This is a genomic window from Streptococcus sp. (genome assembly GCF_041802885.1).
Taxonomy (GTDB): Bacteria; Bacillota; Bacilli; order Lactobacillales; family Streptococcaceae; genus Streptococcus.
This window is the reverse complement of record NZ_JBHCHN010000019.1, coordinates 19167-43273: the sequence shown is the minus strand read 5'-3', so window position 1 is coordinate 43273 and position 24107 is coordinate 19167. Positions and strand designations below refer to the sequence as shown.

General features: G+C 41.8%; 23 protein-coding genes and 1 other annotated feature. Of the genes, 2 read left to right on the top strand and 21 right to left on the bottom strand.

All coding sequences use genetic code 11. From position 1 onward, the window contains the following. Window positions 1-30: 30 nt before the first annotated feature. From aroC to ACEYCN_RS02565, 3 genes are read right to left on the bottom strand one after another with little or no spacing between them, the layout of a single operon-like run. Complete coding sequence (gene aroC, locus ACEYCN_RS02575) at window positions 31-1197, bottom strand: chorismate synthase (protein ID WP_373712740.1); 1167 nt, start codon at window positions 1195-1197, stop codon at window positions 31-33. Window positions 1198-1201: 4 nt separating this feature from the next. Then, a complete protein-coding gene (aroD, locus tag ACEYCN_RS02570) occupies window positions 1202-1873 on the bottom strand; it encodes a type I 3-dehydroquinate dehydratase (protein ID WP_373712739.1) in 672 nt (223 codons plus the stop codon). Continuing rightward, window positions 1870-3033, bottom strand: coding sequence for a class I SAM-dependent rRNA methyltransferase (locus tag ACEYCN_RS02565; RefSeq protein WP_373712738.1), 1164 nt, complete (start codon window positions 3031-3033; stop codon window positions 1870-1872). The genes aroD and ACEYCN_RS02565 overlap by 4 nt, the downstream gene beginning before the upstream one ends. A gap of 120 nt (window positions 3034-3153) precedes the next feature. Between ACEYCN_RS02565 and ACEYCN_RS02560 the strand changes: the two genes are divergently transcribed. Beyond that, window positions 3154-5322 carry an LTA synthase family protein gene (locus ACEYCN_RS02560; protein WP_373712737.1) on the top strand — a complete coding sequence of 723 codons (2169 nt, stop codon included), beginning with the start codon at window positions 3154-3156 and terminating at the stop codon, window positions 5320-5322. Window positions 5323-5393: 71 nt separating this feature from the next. Here ACEYCN_RS02560 and rplT read toward each other — a convergent pair whose 3' ends face one another. The 5 genes from rplT to ACEYCN_RS02535 form a co-directional block, all read right to left on the bottom strand. Further along, complete coding sequence (rplT, locus tag ACEYCN_RS02555) at window positions 5394-5753, bottom strand: 50S ribosomal protein L20 (RefSeq protein ID WP_373712736.1); 360 nt, start codon at window positions 5751-5753, stop codon at window positions 5394-5396. Window positions 5754-5809: 56 nt separating this feature from the next. Next, window positions 5810-6010, bottom strand: a complete 201-nt coding sequence (gene rpmI / locus ACEYCN_RS02550) for a 50S ribosomal protein L35 (RefSeq protein WP_027974444.1) — start codon at window positions 6008-6010, stop codon at window positions 5810-5812. A 26-nt stretch (window positions 6011-6036) separates the two neighbouring features. Then, window positions 6037-6567, bottom strand: a complete 531-nt coding sequence (gene infC, locus ACEYCN_RS02545) for a translation initiation factor IF-3 (protein ID WP_018166500.1) — start codon at window positions 6565-6567, stop codon at window positions 6037-6039. Window positions 6568-6583: 16 nt separating this feature from the next. Continuing rightward, window positions 6584-6708, bottom strand: a sequence feature (ribosomal protein L20 leader region). A gap of 26 nt (window positions 6709-6734) precedes the next feature. Beyond that, the gene (cmk, locus tag ACEYCN_RS02540; protein WP_373712735.1) at window positions 6735-7412 is read right to left on the bottom strand and encodes a (d)CMP kinase; all 678 of its coding nucleotides are present in this window, start codon (window positions 7410-7412) and stop codon (window positions 6735-6737) included. Between the two features lie 11 nt (window positions 7413-7423). After that, window positions 7424-7888 carry an SAG1386/EF1546 family surface-associated protein gene (locus tag ACEYCN_RS02535; RefSeq protein ID WP_373712734.1) on the bottom strand — a complete coding sequence of 155 codons (465 nt, stop codon included), beginning with the start codon at window positions 7886-7888 and terminating at the stop codon, window positions 7424-7426. Between the two features lie 50 nt (window positions 7889-7938). Between ACEYCN_RS02535 and ACEYCN_RS02530 the strand changes: the two genes are divergently transcribed. Beyond that, on the top strand, window positions 7939-8133 hold the full coding sequence (locus ACEYCN_RS02530) for a ferredoxin (RefSeq protein WP_373712733.1): 195 nt from the start codon (window positions 7939-7941) through the stop codon (window positions 8131-8133). On the opposite strand, the gene ACEYCN_RS02525 is transcribed toward ACEYCN_RS02530, so the two are convergent. From ACEYCN_RS02525 to ACEYCN_RS02465, 13 genes are all read right to left on the bottom strand, one after another. Next, window positions 8122-8610 carry an EbsA family protein gene (locus ACEYCN_RS02525; RefSeq protein ID WP_373712732.1) on the bottom strand — a complete coding sequence of 163 codons (489 nt, stop codon included), beginning with the start codon at window positions 8608-8610 and terminating at the stop codon, window positions 8122-8124. The two genes, ACEYCN_RS02530 and ACEYCN_RS02525, sit on opposite strands and share 12 nt — an antisense overlap. Before the next feature lie 178 nt (window positions 8611-8788). Further along, window positions 8789-9718 (bottom strand): glycosyltransferase family 2 protein, encoded by a 930-nt coding sequence (locus ACEYCN_RS02520; protein WP_373712731.1) that lies wholly within the window; start codon window positions 9716-9718, stop codon window positions 8789-8791. A gap of 85 nt (window positions 9719-9803) precedes the next feature. Further along, window positions 9804-12446 carry an LTA synthase family protein gene (locus ACEYCN_RS02515; RefSeq protein WP_373712730.1) on the bottom strand — a complete coding sequence of 881 codons (2643 nt, stop codon included), beginning with the start codon at window positions 12444-12446 and terminating at the stop codon, window positions 9804-9806. Window positions 12447-12483: 37 nt separating this feature from the next. Then, a complete protein-coding gene (locus tag ACEYCN_RS02510) occupies window positions 12484-14016 on the bottom strand; it encodes a hypothetical protein (RefSeq protein WP_373712729.1) in 1533 nt (510 codons plus the stop codon). A gap of 70 nt (window positions 14017-14086) precedes the next feature. Then, a complete protein-coding gene (locus tag ACEYCN_RS02505; protein WP_373712728.1) occupies window positions 14087-15859 on the bottom strand; it encodes a rhamnan synthesis F family protein in 1773 nt (590 codons plus the stop codon). After that, on the bottom strand, window positions 15856-17259 hold the full coding sequence (locus ACEYCN_RS02500) for a glycosyltransferase family 2 protein (protein WP_373712727.1): 1404 nt from the start codon (window positions 17257-17259) through the stop codon (window positions 15856-15858). The genes ACEYCN_RS02505 and ACEYCN_RS02500 overlap by 4 nt, the downstream gene beginning before the upstream one ends. Before the next feature lie 15 nt (window positions 17260-17274). Beyond that, entirely contained in the window at window positions 17275-18498 is a 1224-nt protein-coding gene (locus tag ACEYCN_RS02495; RefSeq protein ID WP_373712726.1) for an ABC transporter ATP-binding protein, read from the bottom strand. After that, complete coding sequence (locus ACEYCN_RS02490; protein ID WP_373712725.1) at window positions 18498-19304, bottom strand: ABC transporter permease; 807 nt, start codon at window positions 19302-19304, stop codon at window positions 18498-18500. Before ACEYCN_RS02490 ends, ACEYCN_RS02495 begins: the two co-directional genes overlap by 1 nt. Continuing rightward, on the bottom strand, window positions 19305-20237 hold the full coding sequence (locus ACEYCN_RS02485; protein ID WP_373712724.1) for a glycosyltransferase family 2 protein: 933 nt from the start codon (window positions 20235-20237) through the stop codon (window positions 19305-19307). Then, window positions 20234-21382, bottom strand: a complete 1149-nt coding sequence (gene cps2T / locus ACEYCN_RS02480; RefSeq protein WP_373712723.1) for a beta 1-4 rhamnosyltransferase Cps2T — start codon at window positions 21380-21382, stop codon at window positions 20234-20236. Before cps2T ends, ACEYCN_RS02485 begins: the two co-directional genes overlap by 4 nt. Before the next feature lie 127 nt (window positions 21383-21509). After that, entirely contained in the window at window positions 21510-22124 is a 615-nt protein-coding gene (locus ACEYCN_RS02475; RefSeq protein WP_373712722.1) for a TVP38/TMEM64 family protein, read from the bottom strand. A 119-nt stretch (window positions 22125-22243) separates the two neighbouring features. Then, complete coding sequence (gene rfbD / locus ACEYCN_RS02470; protein ID WP_373712721.1) at window positions 22244-23095, bottom strand: dTDP-4-dehydrorhamnose reductase; 852 nt, start codon at window positions 23093-23095, stop codon at window positions 22244-22246. Window positions 23096-23145: 50 nt separating this feature from the next. Then, complete coding sequence (locus ACEYCN_RS02465) at window positions 23146-24102, bottom strand: glycosyltransferase family 2 protein (protein ID WP_373712720.1); 957 nt, start codon at window positions 24100-24102, stop codon at window positions 23146-23148. Between the last annotated feature and the right edge of the window lie 5 nt (window positions 24103-24107).

Below are 24107 nucleotides of genomic sequence, written 5' to 3'. Positions count from 1 at the left end.
GCTTCTTCCGCCTTTTTCTAAGCTTTGATACTAAAAATTTTTAACATAGTCACGGTGGGCAGCCACTGCATTTTTTAATTCTTCTAAATTATCAGATGAGAATTTCTCAAGAATTTCCGTTGCAATGACCGTCGCTACGACAGATTCCATAACAACCCCTGCTGCTGGGAGAGCCGTTGGATCTGAGCGCTCAACCGTTGCCTTATAAGGCTCATGGGTCTCAATGTCAACCGACATAAGGGGCTTGTAAAGGGTAGGAATAGGTTTCATGACACCGCGAATCACCAGTGGCTGTCCGTTGGTCATGCCACCCTCGAAGCCACCTAGATTGTTTGTCCGGCGCGTATAGCCTTCTTCCTGATTCCATAGAATCTCATCCATAACTTCAGAACCACGGCGATAGCCTGCCTTAAAACCTGCACCAAACTCAACGCCCTTGAAAGCATTGATGGATACCACCGCTTGGGCCAATTTGCCATCTAGCTTTTTATCCCACTGAACAAAGGAGCCCAATCCAACAGGAACACCACCAACAACTGTTTCAATCACTCCACCGATAGTATCGCCTTCGCGCTTGATTTGGTCAATATAATCCTTGATTTCTCGCTCTCGTTCCTGATTGACCACAGAAATTTCCGATTCTTGGGCCAGTTTCTTGATTTGAGAAACAGTTAAACCATCTGGCACATCAATTTCTTTGCCACCAAAAACCACTACGTGATTGGCAATTTCGATGTCTAACTCAGCTAAAATCCGTTTAGCAACCGCACCAACCGCTACTCGCATGGTGGTTTCCCGGGCTGAGGAACGCTCTAGGGAATTACGCAAATCATCAAAGCGGTACTTCATACCGCCAACTAGGTCTGCATGCCCCGGACGCGGATGGGTAATCCTACGCTTAGATTTCAAACGATCCTCAATATCCTCAACCGCCATAATGTCCAACCATTTCTGATGGTCCTTATTGATAACATGGAGAGTAATCGGAGCCCCAGTTGTTTTTCCATGGCGTACACCAGCAGTAATTTCTACTTGATCAGATTCAATCTTCATCCGACCACCGCGGCCATACCCGCCCTGGCGACGTTTCAAGTCTACATTGATATCCTCAGCTGTCAAAGGGAGACCAGCAGGCACTCCTTCAATGATTGCTGTTAAACGCGGACCGTGTGATTCTCCGGCAGTCAAATATCTCATATCGTTACTCCAATACTTCTAAAAATTTCTTCAGCGTACTCAACGGAATCTGGCCTGGTGCACTAGCCTCATCCAGACTTGCAAAAGTCCAACAGGAACCCGTCACACGGCCAGCTAGTCGCGATAAAGTCCCCAAGTCTCCCATAGACATCGTAGCATATGCTTGCTCGGTATTCAGGGTTTTGAAGCCCCGTGTATAGTTCATCACATCTAAGACATCCTGCTCTGTCTCTGGCATCACTGCCATCTTGACCACAGCTGGGGATAGACTGGTCAACTCAGACATAATTTCCAAAAAGTTCTCAGGAGTCTCCTGGAAGTTATGATAGCTGAGAACCAAATTCGGAAAATCCAACATCTGATCAAAGACATCCCTATGACTATAATATTCAAAGTCGATAAAGTCAGGTCGATATAGAGAAGCAACTTCTTTGATCAGGGCGACATATTCATGGCCTGTTAACTCAATATGGCCACCTTCCGTCTTTGTCCGAATTGTAAAAATCAATTCACGGCCCACAAACTTTTCAAAAACAGCTGGGGCTACTTTTAAAATCTCTTCCTTAGGCAGAAAATCTGCTCGCCATTCGATAATGTCCGCATCTGCCAAGCGGTCTAAATCCAATGTTTCCACATCTGCTAGACTTCTGGGCATTATAGAAACTACAATTTTCATTTTTGTACCTGTATTGTAAAGACCTTAAGGTAATTACTACTTTCGTCATTTTTATTGTAAACAAAATCGCTGGGAAGGCGATGACTGGCTAAATACTGATGCTTCACACCAGCCAGGCCTTTTTCAATTTCTCTTTTAAAACGGTCAGGATTCACATTAGAAGCATTGGTCGAAGCGATGATGATACCCCCTGAAGAGAGAATCTCCACTGACTGGGCAATCAGTTTGTGGTAATCCTTTGCCACAGAAAAAGTCTGTTTTTTGTTACGAGCAAAACTGGGTGGATCGAGTACAATGACATCAAAGCTCAACCCATGACGTTTGGCATACTTGAAATAATCAAAGACATCCATAACCACCAATTGATGCTGGTCCATCGGTAAGCTATTTGCTAGAAAATGAGCTGCTGATAGTTCTCTGGAGCGTTTGGCCAAATCCACCGAAGTCGTTTGACTGGCTCCTCCAATCGCCGCTGCTACTGAAAAAGCTGCTGTGTATGAGAACATATTGAGCACGGTCTTTCCAGCAGCTAGGCCGTCAACCAAACTGGCACGAACATCGTGCTGGTCAAGGAAAATTCCCGTCATCAGACCATCGTTCAGAAAAACTTGATAAGTGACACCATTTTCCAAAATGGAAAATGTATCAGGTGCTTTCTGACCATAGAGGTGGGCCGCTTCATAGGCCAACCCTTTGAAGCGGATTTTTTCGTAGGCTCCCAGAATTTCTGGATATACCGCACGAAATGCTTCCACTATCTTTTCCTTGATGCTATAAACAAATGGATTATACCAGGAAAAGACAGCATAGTCATTGTACCGTTCAATGCTCAAACCGCCAAAACCATCCCCATCCTGATTGAAAACCCGATAAGCTGTCGTGGTAGCTGAATCCTTGAAATGTTGGCGTTTGAGCTTAGCCTGGCAGAGAATTCTTTCAAAGAAAGACTGATTCAAGTCAATCGATTCACGGCTTACTAGCCATCCAATGCCCTTATTTTGTTGGGAAAGATAGGCTGTTCCAAGAAAGCTTCCTCGTTCAGAAACTAAGTTTACTTCTGTGTCTGTCCATCTCAGACCCGCAAAGTCCGCTCCGTCCAAAACACAGATTCCCTGCTTGATTTTCTTTTCTGCAATTCGGCTTACTTTGACTGTATTCATAATTTTCATTATATCAAAATTTAGGTCAGTTCTCAAAAAAACTTTCCTATTTGAAGGATAATTTGAAAATATGGTATAATGGATTAATCTTTACAAAGGAACGTGTATGAGGACTCTTTCGTGAAAAAAATCAAATTTAACCTATTCGAGTTTCTCCAGTCTCGTTTAGGGTTCGTATTAACACTGGTTAGTATCTACTGGTTAAAAACCTTGTGGGCCTACATGATTGATTTTAATCTAGATACCAAGGGTTTTTATCAAAACTTCATTGCCTTCATTAATCCCTTGCCTATAGCCCTTCTCTTGATAGGTGCGGCACTTTATATCAAAAATACCAAGGCATTTTATATTACAGCAAGTCTGATTTATTTCGTGCTTTTTGCCTGGCTCTTTGCCAATTCGATTTATTATCGTGAATTTACAGACTATATCTCCATCTCGACCATGATGGCCAGCTCCAGCGTATCCGCTGGTCTAGGAGAAGCTGCAATTAAGCTCTTCCGCCTGACAGATATCATCTATTTCCTTGATTTCTTTGCCTTGATTTTCCTAGCTATTCGTAGAAAAATCAAGTGTGATGCAAAAGCTTTTAACAAAAGAGCCAGCTTTGCCATCACAGCTCTGTCTGTCATGCTCTTTTCAGCCAATCTTTTCTTAGCTGAAATTGATCGTCCTGAGTTATTATCCAGAGGATTTTCCAACACCTACATCGTTCGTGCCCTTGGACTTCCAGCCTTTCTAGGCTACAATGCCAACCAAACCTATTCGGCTCATAGGGATCGCTCAGAAGCTACAGCTAAGGATTTAGAACCTGTTCAAACCTATATTGATCAGCATTACGCTGCACCCAACCCAGAACTTTTTGGTCTAGCTAAGGGACGCAATGTGATTTACCTGCACTTGGAAAGTTTACAGCAGTTTATCATTGACTATAAGTTAAAAGTCGGCGATCAGGAATATGAAGTTACGCCCTTCCTGAACTCACTCTATCACTCCAAGTCTACCTTTGCTTTCCCCAACTTCTTCCATCAGGTGAAGGCTGGTAAAACATCTGATGCAGAGACCATGATAGAAAACTCCTTATTTGGTCTCAATCAAGGTTCCTTCATGGTTCAGTATGGCAGCAGCAATACTCAGCAAGCTGCTCCTTATATCCTGTCCAAACACGGTGGCTATACTTCCGCTGTCTTCCACGGAAATTCTGCCAGCTTTTGGAACCGTAACAACACTTATAAGAGCTGGGGATATCACTATTTCTTTGACCAATCTTATTTCTCTCCTGCCACTGAAGAAAATTCCTTCCAATATGGTTTGAACGATAAGATTATGTTTGCAGATTCTATCCAATATCTCGAACGCTTGCAGCAACCCTTCTACGCGAAATTCATCACCGTTTCCAATCACTATCCCTATACAACCAGTTTGATTGGGGATGAGATTGGATTTCCACTGGCCGAAACCAGTGATGAAACCATCAATGGTTACTTTGCTACCGCTAACTATCTAGATGCCTCTATCAAATCCTTCTTTGATTATTTAAAGGCGACTGGTATCTATGAAAATTCAGTCATCGTACTTTACGGAGACCACTATGGCATCTCCAACTCTCGCAATCTGGATCTTGCCCCCCTGCTTGGGAAAAACTCAGAAACTTGGACAGATTATGACAATGCTATGTTGCAACGTGTCCCTTATATGATTGTGGTCCCTGGCACCAATAAGGGTGGTATCATCCAAACATACGGTGGGGAAATAGATGCTCTTCCAACCTTAGAACACCTACTAGGCATTGATTCTAAACAATACCTTCAAGTTGGTCAAGATCTCCTTTCCCCAAAACATAGTCAGGTCGTTGCCACTCGCACATCTGGCTCCTTCATTACACCGAAATACACCAGCTATGGCGGGAAGTTGTATTATACTGAGAATGGACAAGAAATTACCAATCCTGATGAAACGACTCAGAAGGAGGTTGAGGCCCTAGAGGCAGCGGCAAATGCCCAACTGGCTGCTAGCGATGCTATCCAAACAGGGGACCTTATTCGCTTCAAGAAGAATGATTTGCCACCGCTGGATGTCAGCCAATTCTCCTATATTCAATCCTTAGAAGCAGAGATAGCTATCGAAGAGAAACTTGGGGATAAATCCACTAGTATCTACAGCAAAAATGGGAAAAAATCTACTGTTGATCTCTTCAACTCACCAAGTTACCAAGTACTGCATGGTGGGAAGACAGAGGATTCCGACTCTTCAGATGGCACAACAACGACAACAAATAAAAAAGAATAGGTGACCTATTCTTTTTTGACTCTTTGCATGATACAAAAACAGGCCTATCAAGCCTGTTTTTTTCTATGAACTTATTTAGCCAATTTTGCTTTGGCTGCGTCAGCCAATGCTGCAAAGGCTGCAGCGTCGTTTACTGCCAAGTCAGCAAGCATCTTACGGTTGACTTCGATTTCAGCCAATTTCAAACCGTGCATCAATTGTGAGTAAGCCAAACCATTGATACGTGCAGCCGCATTGATACGAGTGATCCACAATTTGCGGAAGTCGCGTTTCTTTTGACGACGATCGCGGTATGCGTAGTAGTAAGAGTTCATCACTTGTTCTTTTGCAGTACGGAACAAGAGATGTTTCGCTCCATAGTAACCTTTAGCTAATTTTAAAATACGTTTACGGCGTTTGCGTGAAACAACGCCACCTTTAACACGTGCCATTTCTATTTCCTCCGAATATGTCTCTAATTAAATCTGTGTTCTAAATGCTGTTGGTATTAGCGCATTTGGGTCAACATCGCTTTGATGCGTTTGAAGTCACCAGCATGTACCATACCTGCTTTACGAAGGTGACGACGTTGTTTCTTGGTTTTACCATGGAAACGGTGTGAAGTGAAGGCGCGGAAGCGTTTCAATCCACCAGAACCTGTACGTTTGAAACGTTTAGCTGATGCGCGGTGTGTTTTTTGTTTTGGCATGTTTATTCTCCTTTAGCTTTCAAAGCTTATTTTTTGTCTGAATTTGGGGCCAGCTGCATGAACATTTGACGTCCATCCATCTTCGCACGTTGTTCGATGATGGCAATATCCTGTGTTGCTTCAGCGAACTCGGCCAAGACCTTAGCTCCAACTTCCTTGTGCGTAATCATCCGACCCTTGAATCGGATGGATACTTTGACCTTGTTTCCTTTTTCAAGGAACTTCCGGGCATTGCGAAGTTTTGTCTCAAAATCTCCCTTGTCAATAACAGGGCTCAGACGCACTTCTTTAACAGTCACAACGCTTTGTTTTTTGCGCTGTTCCTTTTGTTTTTTCTGGTACTCAAACTTGAACTTACCGTAGTCCATAATTTTCGCAACCGGTGGCTTAGCTTGCGGCTGGATCAATACCAAATCAACATTGGCACTGTCAGCTAATGCTTGTGCTTCATTGAGCGGTTTGATTCCTAACTGTTCACCATCGAGACCGATTAGACGAACTTCCCGCACACGAATTTCATCATTGATGAACAAATCTTGCTTTGCTATGGCTTTCACCTCATTTTTTTATTTTTGAGAAAAACAAAGGCGGACCTGATACATCAAGCCCGCACACATAATCTTCCTAATGGAAATTTGACATGTAGGGCCAGACAACCGAAGTCGCAAGGCGAGAAGCTCTCACTTCTGCTTTTCTCAGTGCTACTATTGTAACAAGAGTTTTCCTACTTGTCAAGAATTTCATTTGCTTTTTCTGAAATAAATGCAACGACCTCGTCAATCGACACTCCCGTCGTGTCAAAGGTGATAGCATCGTCGGCAGCCTTGAGGGGAGAAACCTTGCGGTTGCTGTCCTTAAAATCACGGGCTGCAATTTCTTCCTTGAGAGTTTCCAAATCTGTTGGAATTCCCTTTTCTTGATTCTCCTTGAAGCGGCGTAAAGCTCGTTCCTCCACTGAGGCAATCAAGAAAATTTTCAGCTCTGCATTGGGAAGAACAACGGTTCCAATATCCCGACCGTCCATGACAATTCCGCCAATCTCAGCAATCCGCTGCTGCTGCCGGACCAATTCTGCACGGATTTCTGGCAGAGCTGAGACCCAGGAAACATTATTGGTCACATCGTGTTGGCGAATAGCCAAGGTGACATCACAATCGCCTAAGAAGACTTTTTGACTGCCATCAGCGGCCTTTCCAAAAGAAATGGGATGAGCAGCTAACTCGCTCAAGAGGGATGATACATCTTGAGCTGTCAAGTCGTTTTTTAGGGCTAAATAGGTTGCACAACGATACATGGCGCCGGTATCCAGATAGGTATATCCTAGGTTTTTAGCAATGATTTTAGCAACTGTTGATTTTCCGCTCGAGGCAGGTCCATCAATAGCAATTTGAATAGCTTTCATAATTCCTCTTCTTACTTAATCCGTACAGTATCACCTGGGTGGGCCAACCATGAACCAGTTGTCATCTTTTCAGGGTTCAGCCGTTCCAAATCAGCAATGGAAACGCCAGTGCGCGCAGCAATAGAAGCCACCCCTTCACCTGGCTGGACAGTTACGGTTTCTCCTTCTTGAGCGCCTGTGCTGGCTTCAGTTGTAGCATTTGAAACCGTTGTACTCGCTATTGTTGTTTGAGCTGGAGCGGCGCTTTGTTCAGCAGCACTGGAATTACTGGTGTTGTAGAACTCCTTTGTTGAATCTGTATTGCTACCGCCACTTGACAGATAAATAGCTGTAACCGTAATTCCTGCAATAATCACTAGAAAAAGGACTGCTAAAACCGTAAAAATCTTATTGGCAACATTGCTATTCTCAGTCTTGTTTTTTCTGCTTTTTTCACCTGAATTGTAAATTTCATCATTCCATGGTTCTTGTGACATCTGCTTTGTTTCTCCTTGTATTTTTTCCTATTCTTGTTTAAAATGGCAATATGAAGATTCAACTAATCCCCGAAAAATGTATCGCCTGCGGTCTTTGTCAGACCTATTCTACTATTTTTGATTACGACGATGACGGCATCGTCATCTTTGCTGATCACTCGAAATTAGAAGGTCAATTTCCAGATGACCCCAACATCCTATTGGCAGCCAAATCTTGTCCGACCAAGGCCATTCTAGCGGACTGACTTGGCCTCATCTGAATAGTATTCCTCAAAATAATCCTGGGCAATCATATGATCCGTCAGCTCAATCTCTCCTTGGAAATGAGGGTTTCGGACCAAATCATTGATAAAATATTTCTTAGGCCACTTACGCATGTAAAAAATCTTTCCATTGGGGAAAGCAACCGAAAAAATTTTGATAAAGAGGATCGTCACCTCAATCTTAGAGATACTTTTTATCTGTATTTTACGGCTGGCAAGTGGATTGGCTGAGGCAATATAGAGCTGATTTTCATCGATCCGAAAATAACGATGAAAACCAATACCTAACAATAGGATGAAAAGAAAGAACATGACAAAAATAGCTGTCGAAATCTGAGCTCTTTCATATAAAAGGGCTAAGCCAATAAACATAGGTGTCAACGATAGAGACCAATAAATAATGGCCCAGGACAGTTCTGGCTGCCAGTGGTATCTGATCTTTCCAAAAATTTTTATCATGAGTGCCTCCTTTTCTATTCTATCACAAAAACCATTAAATGGATATGGAAAAATTGGATGCCCAGAAGATTTTTTAGACTCCCTTTTTATTTGATTATTCTACACGACATGACCTCACAAAAAGCACCCCACTAGTTAACACTTGTGTCTAACTTTTGGGGTGCTTTTGCAGACATCTTTATTGACTCTTTTCCTTGATGATATAAATGGGACGTTTCTTAGTCTCTAGAAAGATTTTCGCCAAGTATTTGCCAATGATGCCCAAGGCCAATAGCTGAAGACCTCCGATAAAGAGAATGATTGTCACCAAACTGGCCCAACCCGAGATACTCCCACCAAATGTTATTTTTCGGATAACGACAAACAGGATCCCGAAAAGTGAGAGGAAAAATGAGCATATTCCAGCCCAGGTCGCTAGATTCAGAGGGGCTTCTGAAAAATTGACAAATCCGTCAATCGAATAACGAACTAAACTCCAGAAAGTCCAGGTTGTCCGTCCTGCAATTCGCTGTCGATTTTCATAGGGAAGATAGGTCACATTGAAACCCACCCAGGAGAAAATCCCCTTTGAAAAACGATTGACCTCATTGAGCCTTAAGATATTCTCAACAACCTGTTTTGTCATCAGTCGAAAATCCCGTGTTCCGTCCAGCAACTCAGTATCTGAAACGGAGCTGATTATCTTATAGAACAATTTCGCAAAGATGGAACGCAGGGCTGGCTCACCCTTGCGGTCAGATCGCCTTGTTCCAACGACATCAAAGCCTTCCTTGATTTTCTGGTACATGTCTACGAGCATTTCTGGTGGATCCTGTAAGTCCACATCCATCACCGTCACAAAATCTCCATCTGCTGCTTCTAGTCCTGCCAAAAGGGCCGCTTCTTTACCAAAATTTCTTGAAAAGGACAGGTAATGGACATTGTCAAATTCCTTTGAAACCTGTCTTAGAACTTCTAAGGTCGCATCCGTTGAACCATCATTGACAAAAATATAGTCAAAAATAACTTCCTGCTTCATCTTGCTTTCTACTAATTGACTTTCTGCTAAAAACAAACGAATGGTCTCTTCTTCATTGTAGCATGGTACTACAACTGAAAGTTTTTCCAATGCCTTCCTCCCTTCTTCAAAAAGTGCGAATGTTCCTATACAGGATACCTCTTATGGTCAAAAACGATGATACTGTTTTTTTATCTTAGGGAACAAAATATTGCGAGAGAGTGTTAAAATCTACGACATTATTGTATTCAACCTTGTGATAATCACTCAGTAAATCTAGTAATTTTTGGGGTTGTGTGACGTATTGATCATCCTGCCAGTAACCCCAAGTTGTCATGATGGGTACTTCCTTTCTTGTCGCATTCAAGAATTGGTAGTAGGACGAAATCGGTAGCGGATGCTCTGATTGTGACAGAATTTCCATTAAATAAGGTACCATATAATTTGGACTCATGATAGTATTTTCTACTTTTGGAAGTGTAAAATTGCTCCAAATCAGGAAAGGTGTTTTATATTTGGCACTTGGATCACTCGCGTCCATGTAAGAGTCATAAAAGGCATCTGATAGCGATGGCTGATGGTCACCATACATGAGAACAATAGTTGGTTCCTTATAGTTTTTCAAGAAGGTAATCAACTGTTCAAAAGCCTGGTCCGTTTTACGGATTGATGTGAAATACTCATTCTCAGCAGCAAAGGTTCTTCCTTCTTGGCTAACCACTTGAACATCTGTAGGATAACCGGGATCGATGTAGCCACCGTGTCCTTGCATGGTCACGACAAAGTTAAAGAGAGGTTTACCTTCTTCCTTATTCTGATAGAGATTCATAATCCCTTGGAAGAGAGACTTGTCCGATACAAAGTTCCGCTCATACTGAAGATCAAACAAGGTAAAAATTGTTGGTTCAGAATCTGAGAAATAGGATTTGTCAAAACCGAAATAGTTGTAGACATTTTTCCTATTGTAGTTGTTAGCTGGTTGAGGATGCATGGCGATACTTGAATATCCAAGAGTATCTAAATAGCTGACCAAACTGTTCCTTTCTGAGCGGATGAGCTGCTGATAAGGAAAGACACTTGAGGATAAGAGGGCCAGAGAGTTACTCGTCAGAATCTCATATTCTGTATTTGCTGTTCCGCCTCCGAAGGAAGATACCACTATTTCTCCCTTCACTGTATTTTCATCTAAGGAATGTTGGAAACTCAAGGGATCCTGTGTTAGGTTTAAATTTGGTAGTTGAGAGAAATCAGCCTGCGATTCATTTTGAATCACAATAATATTTGGAAGCTGACTTGAAGCCACTTCTTCTCGCGCTGGATAAGCAGTGAGAATTTCCTCAACCTTTTCAGAACTATAACCGCTTGGCTTCACAATTTTAGAATCTTCGTAATAGCTGATGAAGGAAAGCGGAAAACCGTTTTTAGAATAAGTGGAATCGATTCTCCAATAACTGAGCTTAATCTGAGCTGTCTCATAGATACTTTTGCTAATTATTGGTATTGAAAAGACAGACACTGCAATCCCGACAATACTAATAATAATTCGTTTTTTCCAATCAGTTTTCTTATATTTCATAGGGAGGAAAGTCGCAAAACTGAGGAAGATACAGCCTAAAATCACAGACTGAAAAATTCTTTGTGTGAATTCAAAATCAACCTTGTTAGCAACGTTGAGTCCATCCTGAATTTGGAATAGATTATAGTACATCAATGGTGCATCACGCACATCAATCATAATCTTATTGAGAATCCCAATGACAAGCCCAATAGCAATGATCAAAACAATACTAAATCTCAGTGAGGTTGAGATCCAAACAATCAGTAAAAAGAGGATGTACATCACCATCAAATTATAGATGTGGGATGTTGGGTTGAGATTTCCAATTCTTGAATAGGAATTTTGAAGTAGAAAATAGGAAAATAATGGACTGATGAGACCAAGAAGGTAAATCAGATGATAAAGTATTCTATCATACAATCCTTTGGAAAACTTCCCTAGCCTATTTTTGAACGGCAGGGAGTCGCTCGCCTCCCTTGAATCATCTACTTCATCCTTCTCCCAAGTATTCTTACTGATGAAATACCTGAGTGTAATAACCGATATCTGGGTGAAAAAGATCGCCAAAATCACGGGAATGAAAATCTTGTAGCGAGGGTAAAAGCTCAAACTAAAGATATTGACATAGTTCTCTGATAAAAACTGCGAGGTTAGATACAACAAGAGGGATGTCCCCAAACTGGTCAAAGCTAGTTTAATAAGGTCCTTTTTGCCAAATTCTTTGTAAATAGGAAAATAACTAAAGAGGAAACTCACCAGAGCAAAGCAAATGAGCATCAGATACCAGAGGACATTTCCCCAGGAAACACCATAATAGCTTGGAGTAGTAAATGTTACAAATTTCGTTTCCGCATCACTGGAATAGGCATCGATTTTAGAAACTAGGTGATCACCTATATAAACACTAAATTTTCCCCGATGGATATTTTCTGAATAATAAAAGGATATCGTTTTTATTGGTTCACTAACTTTAATAACCAATTCTTCCTGGTTCAGACCGCCTGTATTGTAATAAGGCTCAACAATATCCAGAGCAGAATAGTCCCAGTCATTTTTGACGACATCGTCTTCTTTTATGCTGATACCATTGACTGTAATATCATGAATTTTTTGAGTATAACCGCTTGATTTTTCTGCCTTGTCATATTCTGCTTGAATTCTTAGCGTACCGTCATTATTTCCCACTTTTAGTTCTTCTTTTATTGAAAAACCAAAACCGATGAGTAAACCGATTAATACGATAAAAATGAGGTGATTAGAATATTTTTTAAAATGTTCCAATGTTTCCAACTTTCTTGAGTGTGTCACTCAGTGTTTTTTAACTATTTGACTGATTTGCCCGCTGAACAAAAGCCAGTATCTGCTCCCAGCCCAAGCTCGACAAGAGAAGGATTGCTGGCAAGAACTGGATTAGATAGCGGGTCCGCCCTCCCTCGAAAATCATCAGGAAGAGGAAGCCACCAAATAAGGTAACCTGAAGCCATAGTGCTACATGATAAGGACTGGATTTAAAAGTGAAAGAATAAACTAGGATTCCAATAACGGCCACAATCCAAATCATTTGGAACAGGATGGCTTGAATCTTGAAATTTTCACCAGTAGCATAGACGATTGAACGAACTTTCTGTGCAAAGCCAGTGTTGATGATTCCTTGAATCCAGGGCATCTGCAGCCTAGTCTCTTCAGATAGGACTCTCTCCTGATTCCAACCAAACATGCCTTCGCCGGTAATCCAATAATATTTGTAGTATAAGTGGCCGATAAAGCTACTTGGAGTATAAGCATCCAGACGATTTTGAATATCTTTCTTGACCAGATCGTTGAGATCATCACTTGTCGCTGCGACAATTTCTTGAGGAATCTCATGGTGATAGTTGCCACCATAAGTCAAGCCTAGATCGACATAATAGAGCAGACTGCGACTGTAATTATCTTTATACAGCACAAAATCCTGTTTTTCAAGCAAAATGCTTAGACTTTTATTACTGATATAGAACATCGAAAAGGCGATAAGGCTCACCATTGCAATCTTCTTAAGGGAGAAGACCGAGCTCCTTTTTACCGAAATCAAAACTGCGAACAAGGCAATGATATAAATAACTGTCGGCGGTCTCAGATTGTAGCAGATTCCGATAATCAAACCTAGACCTAAACTGGCCATGTAGAAGGCCTTCATTTTGTTCCAATTTTTCACCAAATAAGACAAGACTACAAATAAAAGAACGATAAAAAATAAAGTAATTAGGTCTGTATAGGTGTAAATAAATTGGGGTTGCAGCGCAAACAAACAGATGTAGAGCACAAAGTAGATATTGGCTATTTTTCCTTTAAAATATTCTTTTACCAGTTGATAGGAGAGCATCAAGGAACTGTTGACAAAGAAAATATTGAGCAAAGAAAGGTTGAAAACCAAGTTTTCAGGAGAGATCTTATAAATGATTTTCAAATAGATTAAAAACAAAAAGTTATTTGGGTAATTTGAAATATAGATGCTCTCTTTTGCGAAATTTGGGTCTGTTGTCAGCTGGTAGAGGATAGTGGTATCCGATCGAGCCAGCCCCCCACTTGTAAAGAGGACGAACAGCTGAGCGGCTGTTAACAAGACCAGGGTCCATGCTTTGTGAGTAATAATCAAACCATACAGCTTCTTCAAACCTGAAAGGACAAGTTTCTTGAAACTAAAAACCAAGAAGATAATGATCGTGGTAACGACCATTATCCCTGCAGTTATTGGATTCATATTGACCAGGTCAATCGAGACAAATTCAAAAGCATATCTAAAGGCAAAATAAAGCCATAAGACAGTCATCGTAAAAAAGATTGTATTCCCAAACTGTAGTAATTTTTTCATAAATTATTTCTCCTGCAATTTGATAGTGCTGTATCTGTATTGAATGCGACTGTCCTGCTTCTTGTCCCTACTACATGTGTTTCTTTCCGATGACTCTAAGATAGATTCTCTTTAAAATGTACTTTGAGGAGTTGACAAAGGATGTCCGCATAAACTTAAAGGCCCCCTTCAGACCACCATGCTTATTAAAGTCAACGTAGGCGTATGGACTAAATTGGTTTTCATGTCGTCTGTTCAGTAATTTGTTATCAATAAAAGGGGTTAGATGGTTTGGACTTTCGACAATTTTAAAATCAAATCCATTGGCCCAGTTCACATAGACTGGCATTCTTTCAAAGGCGTGCAAAATAGTGTTTTGAGGAAGGGGTTCCTTTGGTACTTCCTCTTTTGAAAGTCCTAGGTCAAATAGAGGTTTGAGGGCCTCATACTTAAACCACATATAAGTTCCATAACTCATGACAAAAACATGAGCTTCGTAGAAAGGCATATCTTTTTCAATCCCCATGCGTTTCCACAAATCCTCCATCCATGGCAACATGCCCATTTCCACCCAAGGATCCATTTTGACAAAACGGAAATAGCTTGGAATGTCCGCAATAACGAGACCCAGGTCATCTCTTTGAGACAGGTTCGCTATAATTTCATTGGCTGGCTTCACCAACATATCAATCAGCTCTGTCCTCCAAGACTGACCAGCCCAGTAATCCGCTTCTTTAGACTTTTTCGTATGGAAATGACCGACATAATCGTATTTCTCCAACTCGTCTTTCAGTTCCAACATAGGCAGGACATCACGTCCAATATTGCCCGTTACCTTGACCAGAGCTGGTCTGTTATAACGATCCAGAATCTCTTGGATTTCAGCTGCCTTTTCCTGCGTATTGGTCGTAATGAACAAGTCGAAGTCAAAACGATAGGTCTTGAAAATACTCAAGAAATCCCCAAGCAAATCGACATAGAAGGTATGGAGATGGATGGCAATTTTCTTGTCTTTAACCAGTTCTAAGTCCAGTTCTGCAGCCTTCATGTACTTTCTGCTCAAGAGATAATTCTCTGTTGGTCCATGTATTGCAGACATGTGGTTGACAATCAAATCAACAGGGTAGTCAGACACTCGTTCAATTTCTCCAAATAGGAAGGGAGCTATGACTTGATTACCTAAAAAGGCTTTGACTTTCAACAATGGAACCCGTTTGTTCAAAATCATTGTAGGATTATAGAAGGAGAAATCTGGATGTGGCATGCCGTCCAAGCTCTCATTTACCGTATCAAAAACAACCTGGTACTTGAAGCCAGCATCTGTCAATCGGGTCGTAACAGGGGCCTCATAGGTATAGATAACCGACTGAACATCTTCGATTGTCTGTACACTAGTCCAGAAATCTTGAAAAACATCCGATTGGACAACTCTCTTGGAAAAACTGATGAAATAACTTTGAATGTGCTCGGCAAACAAATGCGTTTTTCTATTGTTGGTCATTCCCCAGAAATCGACTTCTGGATCAGATTCAAATTTGTCATACTGTTCCTGCAAATCCCAGAGAGGACCAAAACAGGTATCGTTCATCAGTGTGACAGAATCGTAATCTTTGAGTTCTTCAAAGCCAACAAAGGCCATTCCATCTCGCCAAGCTGCAAAGTCAAAACCAGCATTTTCTCTTTGGATAAAATGGTGAATCAAGCCACGGTTCTGTAATTTCTCAACTTCTTCTGCTACTAGCTGGCTATTGGAAATAAAAACCACCTTTGAAAAAATTGAATTGATTTTTTCTAATTGATAGTGGACATGTGGGCTAATGCGATCGTGTTTATTAAAGTGAACATATAATAATAGGCGTCTCATTGTTTTCTCCTGAGAAAATTGATGATTTTGGTCGGTATGGTCCAACGGCGCGAATGGATGACAGAGTTGTAGAGGTGATGGATGTCTTCAAGCTCTTTTTGCAGTCGTGAATTCCGCTCCTGTACGTCAATACTTTCGCGCTGTAGCTCATTTAGTTTAGCCTTGGCAGCTGATAAATCCTGGGCAAGCACTTTACCGATGTATGCATCCGAATATAGGTTATCCAGCTCAAAGAGTTGGTAGTCCAATTGCAGTTGATGACCAACAACTTCCCTTGGGATAGTGTAAACCAGCTGAGGGTCAGGATTCGGAAATACAACAGCTTCTCCTAAGATAATTCCGTTGGTGAAACTTGGTAGAATCTCTGTTTGTGAATCGCGGACAAGCAAGCGAGCCTGCTGGAAGAAATTAGGAATTTCAGACAAGTCTACCCGAATCGTCGTGCAATCTTCTGGTAAGTTCAACACAATGGAATCTGCTTTGGCCAGAGGAAATTGTAAAATATCTTCCTCATTAAACCCTTTTCCAGCACGGTCAAGATAGATTGTCACTAGCTGCAAACCGATTTGAGCCAATCCTGCTTCTTTCCTCGTCAAATCCAATTCAAAGCGATTGACCCGTTCCAGCAGCAAACTCAGCATCTCTCGGTAATTGCTATTGGGATACTTGTCCAAGTAATGGTTTTGCGTCTCCACCAGCCTGTTGAAACGCTGAGCAATACGCTCAAAATCCTTGGGCCTGGAGTCTGATCCCTGATTGATGACAAAAGCAACTGTCGCTTCTGGCAAATAGGCCAATTCAGTACGTTGGAAAAGATCCATTTGGAGGTTGAAAGTGTCATCAGATGTTGTCAAATCTAATTCCGCATTGACTTCTAACATCAAGTCCCGCTCCACCAGCCATGTAGAGGCCATGGTAAAGCCGCGTGTTGCCAGCATCTTCTCAAAACTATCTGCTAAAGGAATCGTTCCGTTCTCAAAACCTGCCTGAGAAATCAGTTGACCTTTTTCGTTGTAAAGGTCAAAGTCGGTATTTGACCAACGGGACTGGGGATAGTCTCTCAGGAGAGCTACTTGCTTTTGCAACTTATGCTGATCGAGCCAGAAATCATCCCCATCACAACGGGCAATATAAAAACCGCGTGCTTCTTGACAGATTGCAACCCAGGTTTTCGCGATACCCAAATTTTCTTCATTGTAGAATGCGCGAATCCGTTCAGGGTATCTTGCTTGGTAATCTTCAATAATCGATTTAGATCCATCTGTCGAAGCATCATCAATCAAGAGAATTTCGACAGAAAAATCTGTCTCCTGCGCCAAAAAACTCTCGATTGTCTGCACCAACCAAGGTTCCTTATTATAAACGGTACAGAGGATCGATACAAGAGGCTCTGTCATCATAGTAGCATCCTTTCACTAGTCTTTCATTTTCCAATTTCCATTGCGTTGAATCAAGCCTGTAGCCGAGTCGCGGGCTGACTTATCATCTTGGGCGATATCGTCACGGTTGATGAGAATGACGGGGGTTTGAGTGGCATCCGAAAAGGCCAGCATCCGCCCGTCCTCATCCCGAACCGTTACTTCCAATTTCAATTTCAAGTCATTGACAGTCGGCAAAGAGCAAGTATAGAATACCGTCTTATGGCCTTTACCGCTCATCATCTCATCCATGGAATTGTCATTGTAAATCCAAATATTTCGGTCAATATCTGTTAAAGATAGGGCAACATAGGTATCGATATCTTCCAGAACATCAAAATCAATTTGAAAACGAATCTCATCTGCTGGGCTGATACGGTTTGGCGTCAAGAGTTGCAGGTTGAAGTTTTCAACATAAACTTCTTCCTCCTTAGCTTCAACAGCCTGACCTTCCTCAGAATTATCATGATGAAGGGGGGCTGTATTGTCAAAACTATACTGGTTGGCCACATTTTCTGGGTTGCCCAGAGCCTTGACCAAACCATACTCAATCAAGACCGCCTTATTGCAATATTTCTTCACCGCACTCATATCGTGGGTAACCAAAATGGTGGTCTTCCCACTTTTTTTACGCTCCATGAAATAGTCATTACACTTGCGCTGGAAAGCCTCATCACCAACGGCCAGAACTTCATCCAAGATCAAAATGTCTCCTTGGGCTTTAATCGCTACTGAAAAGGCCAAACGCACCTGCATCCCACTGGAATAATTTTTAAGCTTCTGGTTCATGAATTCTGAGAGCTCGGCAAACTCGACAATATCGTCATACATTTCATCGATTTCCTTGGGAGAAAATCCCAACATTGCGCCATTCATGTAGACATTTTCACGCCCAGTCAACTCTGGATTGAAACCAACCCCAAGCTCAATAAAAGAGACCAATTTCCCATTTACGGTTACAGAACCTTTTTCAGGAACATAGATTTGAGAAATAATTTTGAGGAGGGTAGATTTTCCAGAACCATTTCGTCCAACAATCCCAAAGAAATCCCCTTCTTCCACTTCAAAGGAAATATCCTTCAATACATGCTGTTCTTTATAGCCTTTGATTCCCTTAAACCGATTGACCAGACTTGTGCGCAAACTTTGAGTTGCTTCGGTTGGCAACTTAAAAAACTTGCTAACATGATCAACCTTTACTGCAATTTTCTTATCTGACATTATAAAATCTCCGCAAAGTACTTAGAATTTTTCTTAAAGATAGCGAGTCCAACCACAAAGACAATGATTGGCAAGATGTAGGGAATGGAGGCAATCAGTTTATTATTAATCAAATCCCATCCTCGAACATTTCCGTCAAAAACAATGAAGTGACGAATATCTTGAACAATCTGGGCCATCGGATTGAGCATCAAGGCCTTAGCGACTGACTCCTGCCCCTTTTGCAAAATATAGGTAATGGAATAGATAATGGGTGTTCCGTACATCCCTGCCTGCATGATAACTTCCCAAATTGGTCCAATATCACGGTATTTGACAAAAAGGCTAGATAGGATAAAGGCAATCCCTGAGGCCAACAAGACCAATTCAATAAATAGAGGAATTAGAATCAAAAAATTGACGTTGAAGGAAATACCATTAATCAGGGCAAATGCGAGCACCACTAATAAGTTGATCGAATAGTTGATACCTGCACTGGCAACAGACGAAATCACGATAATTTCCTTAGAAAAGTTTAGTTTTCTAAGCAGATCACCTCGGCTGACAATGGATAACATTCCCATGTTTGTCGCTTCTGCAAAGAAATTCCAGGTAACCATGGAAAACAGAACTCCGATAGCGGTATGAGGGGTCCCATCATCAATTCTCAAAAAGCGAATAAAGACTAAATACATGATGGTAAAGAGCAACATCGGCTTTAAAATTGACCAGAGATGGCCAATCAGGCTGCCTTGATAGCGCAACTTAAAATCGGTTTTAATCATTTCTCGTAACAAAATCCGATTTTTACCGTTAAAGATATTCATTTATTTTCTCCTATAAGCAAACTTGCTAATAATAAGTGTGGTGAAAACCAAGGTATGAAAGGCCTTGTTTTTCTTCAGACCATAGTATCTGAGGAGCTGCCAGCGCTTAAGCATGGGCTGATCCATTATGGTAACAAATGCCGAAACCAGCTCTCTCTTCTCAGCCGACAAGGGCATATTCAGTAAAAAGGATGCCTGTTTCTGACTGTGTTCAATCAAGTCCCAATACATACGAAAGAGTAAACGTGGTCGTAGCCATTTTTGGATGCGTTTTGACCAGGTTCTGGCTCCCAGAACATTGTTTTCATGTTGACGATAGAGCTCCCCAGGCTGGTCTATATAGACTAACTTCCCAAAGGATGCTGCTAAAAGAGCTAGGTACCAATCATGCATGAGGATGTCTTCTGTTTGGTCCCATAGTTGGGCTAAGGCATGATTTATCATGGTCACTCCACCCGTCACCGTGTTTTCCGTTAATTCCTGAACCAATTCTGTATTAGCATGACCAGATTGGCTGCGAATCATACTGTCTGACAGGACCTGCAAGTCCTGGTTGACCACTGTCAAATCCATATAGACCATGAGCGGCAGCTCAGAAGGATATTTATTAGCTTCAGCTAGAGATTGTTCTAGTTTGTTTGGAAGCCAGACATCATCCTGGTCACTAAAGAAATAGACATCTGCCTGCTCCTCCTGAACTAGCCTATGAAAACTCTTGACCACTCCCAGATTAATCGACTCATTTTCATTTACCCACTGAATCCGACTATCCTGAGCTACAAATGCTGCGATGATTTCCTGTGTTTTATCTGTGGAACCATCGTCACGAATCAGGAGTTTCCAGTCTTGAAATGACTGTTCTTGGATACTTTGAATTTGTTCTGCTAGAAACTGCTCACCATTGTAGGTGGACAGGAGAATATTTACCTTCATTTCAAAAACAAGTCCTCGTACTGACGGACAATTTCCTCCCATGTGTAGTGTGCCTGCATGTGACGCTTGGCAGCCTGACCAAGATTCAGTGATTCTGGCTGACTGTCTACTTGATGGATTAAGCTAGTCAGACTTCCTGTCTCCTTAGACCAGTAATGAGCTGTATTGAGGGCCACTTTGCGGTTAAAATCCACACCCAAGACCAGATTTTCATTGGTCTGCGCCAAGGCCTCCAGGAGGCTGGGATTGGTCCCGCCCACTTCATGACCGTGGATGTAGGCCCGACATTCCTGCCGCAGGTATTTGAGCAAGTCCTTATCATAGACTGTTCCCACGAACTTGATGCGGCTATCCTGATCAAAGCGGGTTTCCTGCCTCAACTGCTCAAAGTAGCTAGACCCCTCATGGTTACAGACAATAACCAGGTCCCTTCTGGTGTTGGAGGCCATAAATTCTCGAATGGCGGCTGCATAATTGTTTTCAGGAACAAAGCGGCCAATAATTAAATAATAACCCTTTTCCTCTATGCCCCACTGGTCAAAGAAAGACCGAACCTGCACACTGTCTTTGGAAAAATTGGTCGGAGCAAGGTCCGTTCCATAGGCAATAAAGGTCGTTTTAGACCAAGGATAGGCTTCTTGGATATAGGTCTCTATCCCCTCGTTATCCGAAATCACTAAATCTGCATACTGGGTCATCACCTTCTCTGAATATTTGAGATAGGTCTGGACAGGCTTGCTCCACTTAGATCGTTTCCACTCCAAACCATCAGGATTGATAAAAAGCTGACCGCCAATTTTGTGAATACGACGAGCAAAGGGGGAAATAAAGGCACCGATGGTATTGCCTAGAATATAGAAAACCGGCTTCTCAATGCCTTCTTTTTCGATCAGCTTAAGGGCATAAGAAATAGCCATCATATCATAGGCAATAACCCGAGCTGGACCTAGTTTGGGCGGATTGATGGTAAAACAATCCACTTGTTTGTAGTTTGAATGCTGGTGGTGACTGTCATCCGATAAACAAGCTACATGATACCGCAAGTTATCGGATACTTGGCGGGAAACCAATTCGTTGACGAAGGTCTCAAAACCACCATATTTTGCTGGTAATCCACGACTACCAATGATAAAAACATGTTTCATATCTTCTTCTGTTCTCTAAAATGTCTAATCAGGCTATTATACCATAAAAAGCTAGAGAGTTCATGGAAAAAGGGCGGATAAACATCCGCCCTTATGGCTGGTCAAACAACTGCGCATTCCCAGCCTTTTAAGAAAAGAATTGATTGAGCATTTGAAGCCCATGGTAGCTCAATACTGTATAGAGATAGAGGGTCGCTGGCTTGGTCAAGAGGGTAATCCAGATAAATTTTTTCAAGGTCATCTTGCTCATCCCAGCAACCATACAGAGAAAATCATCCGGGAAGCCTGGCAAGATGAAAGCCATAGCTAGGAAACGCTCAAAAAACTTGCCCTTATCCAAATAAACAATATATTTATCATATACTTGGTCAGAAACAAAGGATTTGACAAAAACTTCGCCATAGCGTCGCGCCAAGAGAAAGGCCAAGACCGATCCGATAAAGATGCCAGTAGTATTGTAGATAAAGCCCATGAGTGGACCAAAGAGCACATGACCAACCACGCAGGTCAACCCGCCTGGAATGACAGGATAGAGAACCTGAATGATTTGAATGCAAATGAAGAGGATGGGACCAAAGACTCCCAGCTCATTGAGGAAAGACTGGAAACTGCCGCCTACAGCAAAGACACTGGGATTTGTTTTAATATAAACAGCCATCCAAATGGAAAATAAAATTCCCAGAACTGTCACAATCTGTATCCATTGTTTGTTGGTTAATTTAAAAGGGAATTTTAGGACCATATCACATTCACCTCCTTGATTTATCTTTATTGTACCACTGAATTAGTACAAAGACATAGGTCTTGAGGATGAATTTTCATTATAGCAAAAAGAGAAGAATCAATCTCCTCTTGAATATTTTATTTCTGCCCCTGTTTGTAAAAGGCTTCTAGAGCCTCTTGCCAGGTCGGGATAACAAATCCTGTAGCCTTGGCTTTTGCCAAACTCATGGTTGAATTGAGTGGGCGTTTGGCCTTGGCGGGGAATTGGTCTGACGATACTGGATTGACTGTCACAGGCTTATCTTTCAAGATTTCCTTGGCAAAATCATACCAAGAAATACCTTTTTCCGAATCATTGGACAAATGATAGTAGCCAAATTCCTGCTTGGTTTCCACCAGATACGTCATAAACTCAGCCAGGGTCCTAGTCCAAGTTGGACGACCAAATTGGTCATTCACCACACCAAGGGCATCTCTTGTTTCTGCGAGGTTTTGCATGGTGAAGACAAAGTTCTTGCCGTAATTTCCAAAGACCCAAGCAGTCCGAACTGTGTAGAACTTGCCAGCGTATTTTTCCACTGCTTCTTCACCCAGACGCTTGGCCCGACCGTATTCTGTCTGTGGATTAGTAGGCTCATCGACTTCTAATTCCAAACCAACAGGTTTTTGACCTTCAAAGACATAATCAGTGGAAATATAAACCAAGGTCGCATTGTATTTAGCAGCGGCCTTCGCAACATTTTCAGTACCCGTTACGTTGATTTTGTAGTTGAGTTCTTTGCCTTCATCTTCTGCAGCATCTACCGCTGTATAGGCTGCACAATGGTAGATGATGCTCGGTTTCACTTCTGCGAAGAAGGCTTCCACCTTGTCCGCATCTGTGATGTCCATTTCAGCCACATCGGCAGCCACATATTCAACACCACGCTCATCCAAAAGATAGCGTAGCTCAGTTCCCAGTTGGCCGTTTGCGCCAGTAATTAAAATCATAGTTGACTCCTTTGTTATGTATGTGCCCATTTTAGCAATAGAGCATGAATTTAGTTTTCGTCTGAAGTACGCTTATCAATGATATAGCGCGGACGTCGTTTGGTTTCAAGGTAAATCTTCCCGATGTATTCGCCAATGATTCCGATGGAAATCAACTGAATACCACCGATAAAAGCAACGATGGTCACTGTACTGGACCAACCTGAAACAGTATTGCCCACAAAATGACTGACCAAGCTCCAGATGATGAAGAGGAAGGAAATGAGGGAGGTTAAAATCCCTAAACCAGTAATCAGACGAATAGGCTTGATACTGAGGCTGGTAATACCATCAAAAGCCAACCCCAACATTTTTTTCAATGGATAGTGGCTTTCACCTGCAATGCGTTCAAAACGGTCGTATTCTACCACTGCATAGTTAAATCCAACCAAGGGAACTAGACCGCGTAAGAAAAGATTGACCTCTGTAAATTCAGCCATGGCGTTCAGGGCTTTTTTAGACATGAGGCGGTAATCTGCATGATTAAAGACAATCTCAACCCCCAATTTTTCCATCAGATGGTAAAACCCTTCTGCAGTAGAACGCTTGAAAAAAGTATCTGTAGTCCGTTTTTTACGGACACCATAAACCACTTCTGCTCCATTTTGGTAGGCTTCAACCATATCATCCATGCAATTGATATCATCTTGACCGTCACAGTCAATAGTAATGACAATATCAGCCAAGTCTTTAGCTTCCATCATACCAGCCAGAACTGTACTTTGATGACCACGGTTCCTGGACTGAGAAATACCTACAATATGCGGATCCTGCGCATACTCTTCAATCAAGTCCCAAGTCCGATCCTTACTGCCATCATTAGCATACATGATGCGGCTATTTTCTGAAACCATCCCTTTTTCCATCAATTCATGTAATTTTCCTAAGAACATCGGATTGGTTTCAGGCAAGACAGCCTCTTCATTATAACATGGTATCACAATGTATAAGATTGGTTTTTCTTTCATTTCTT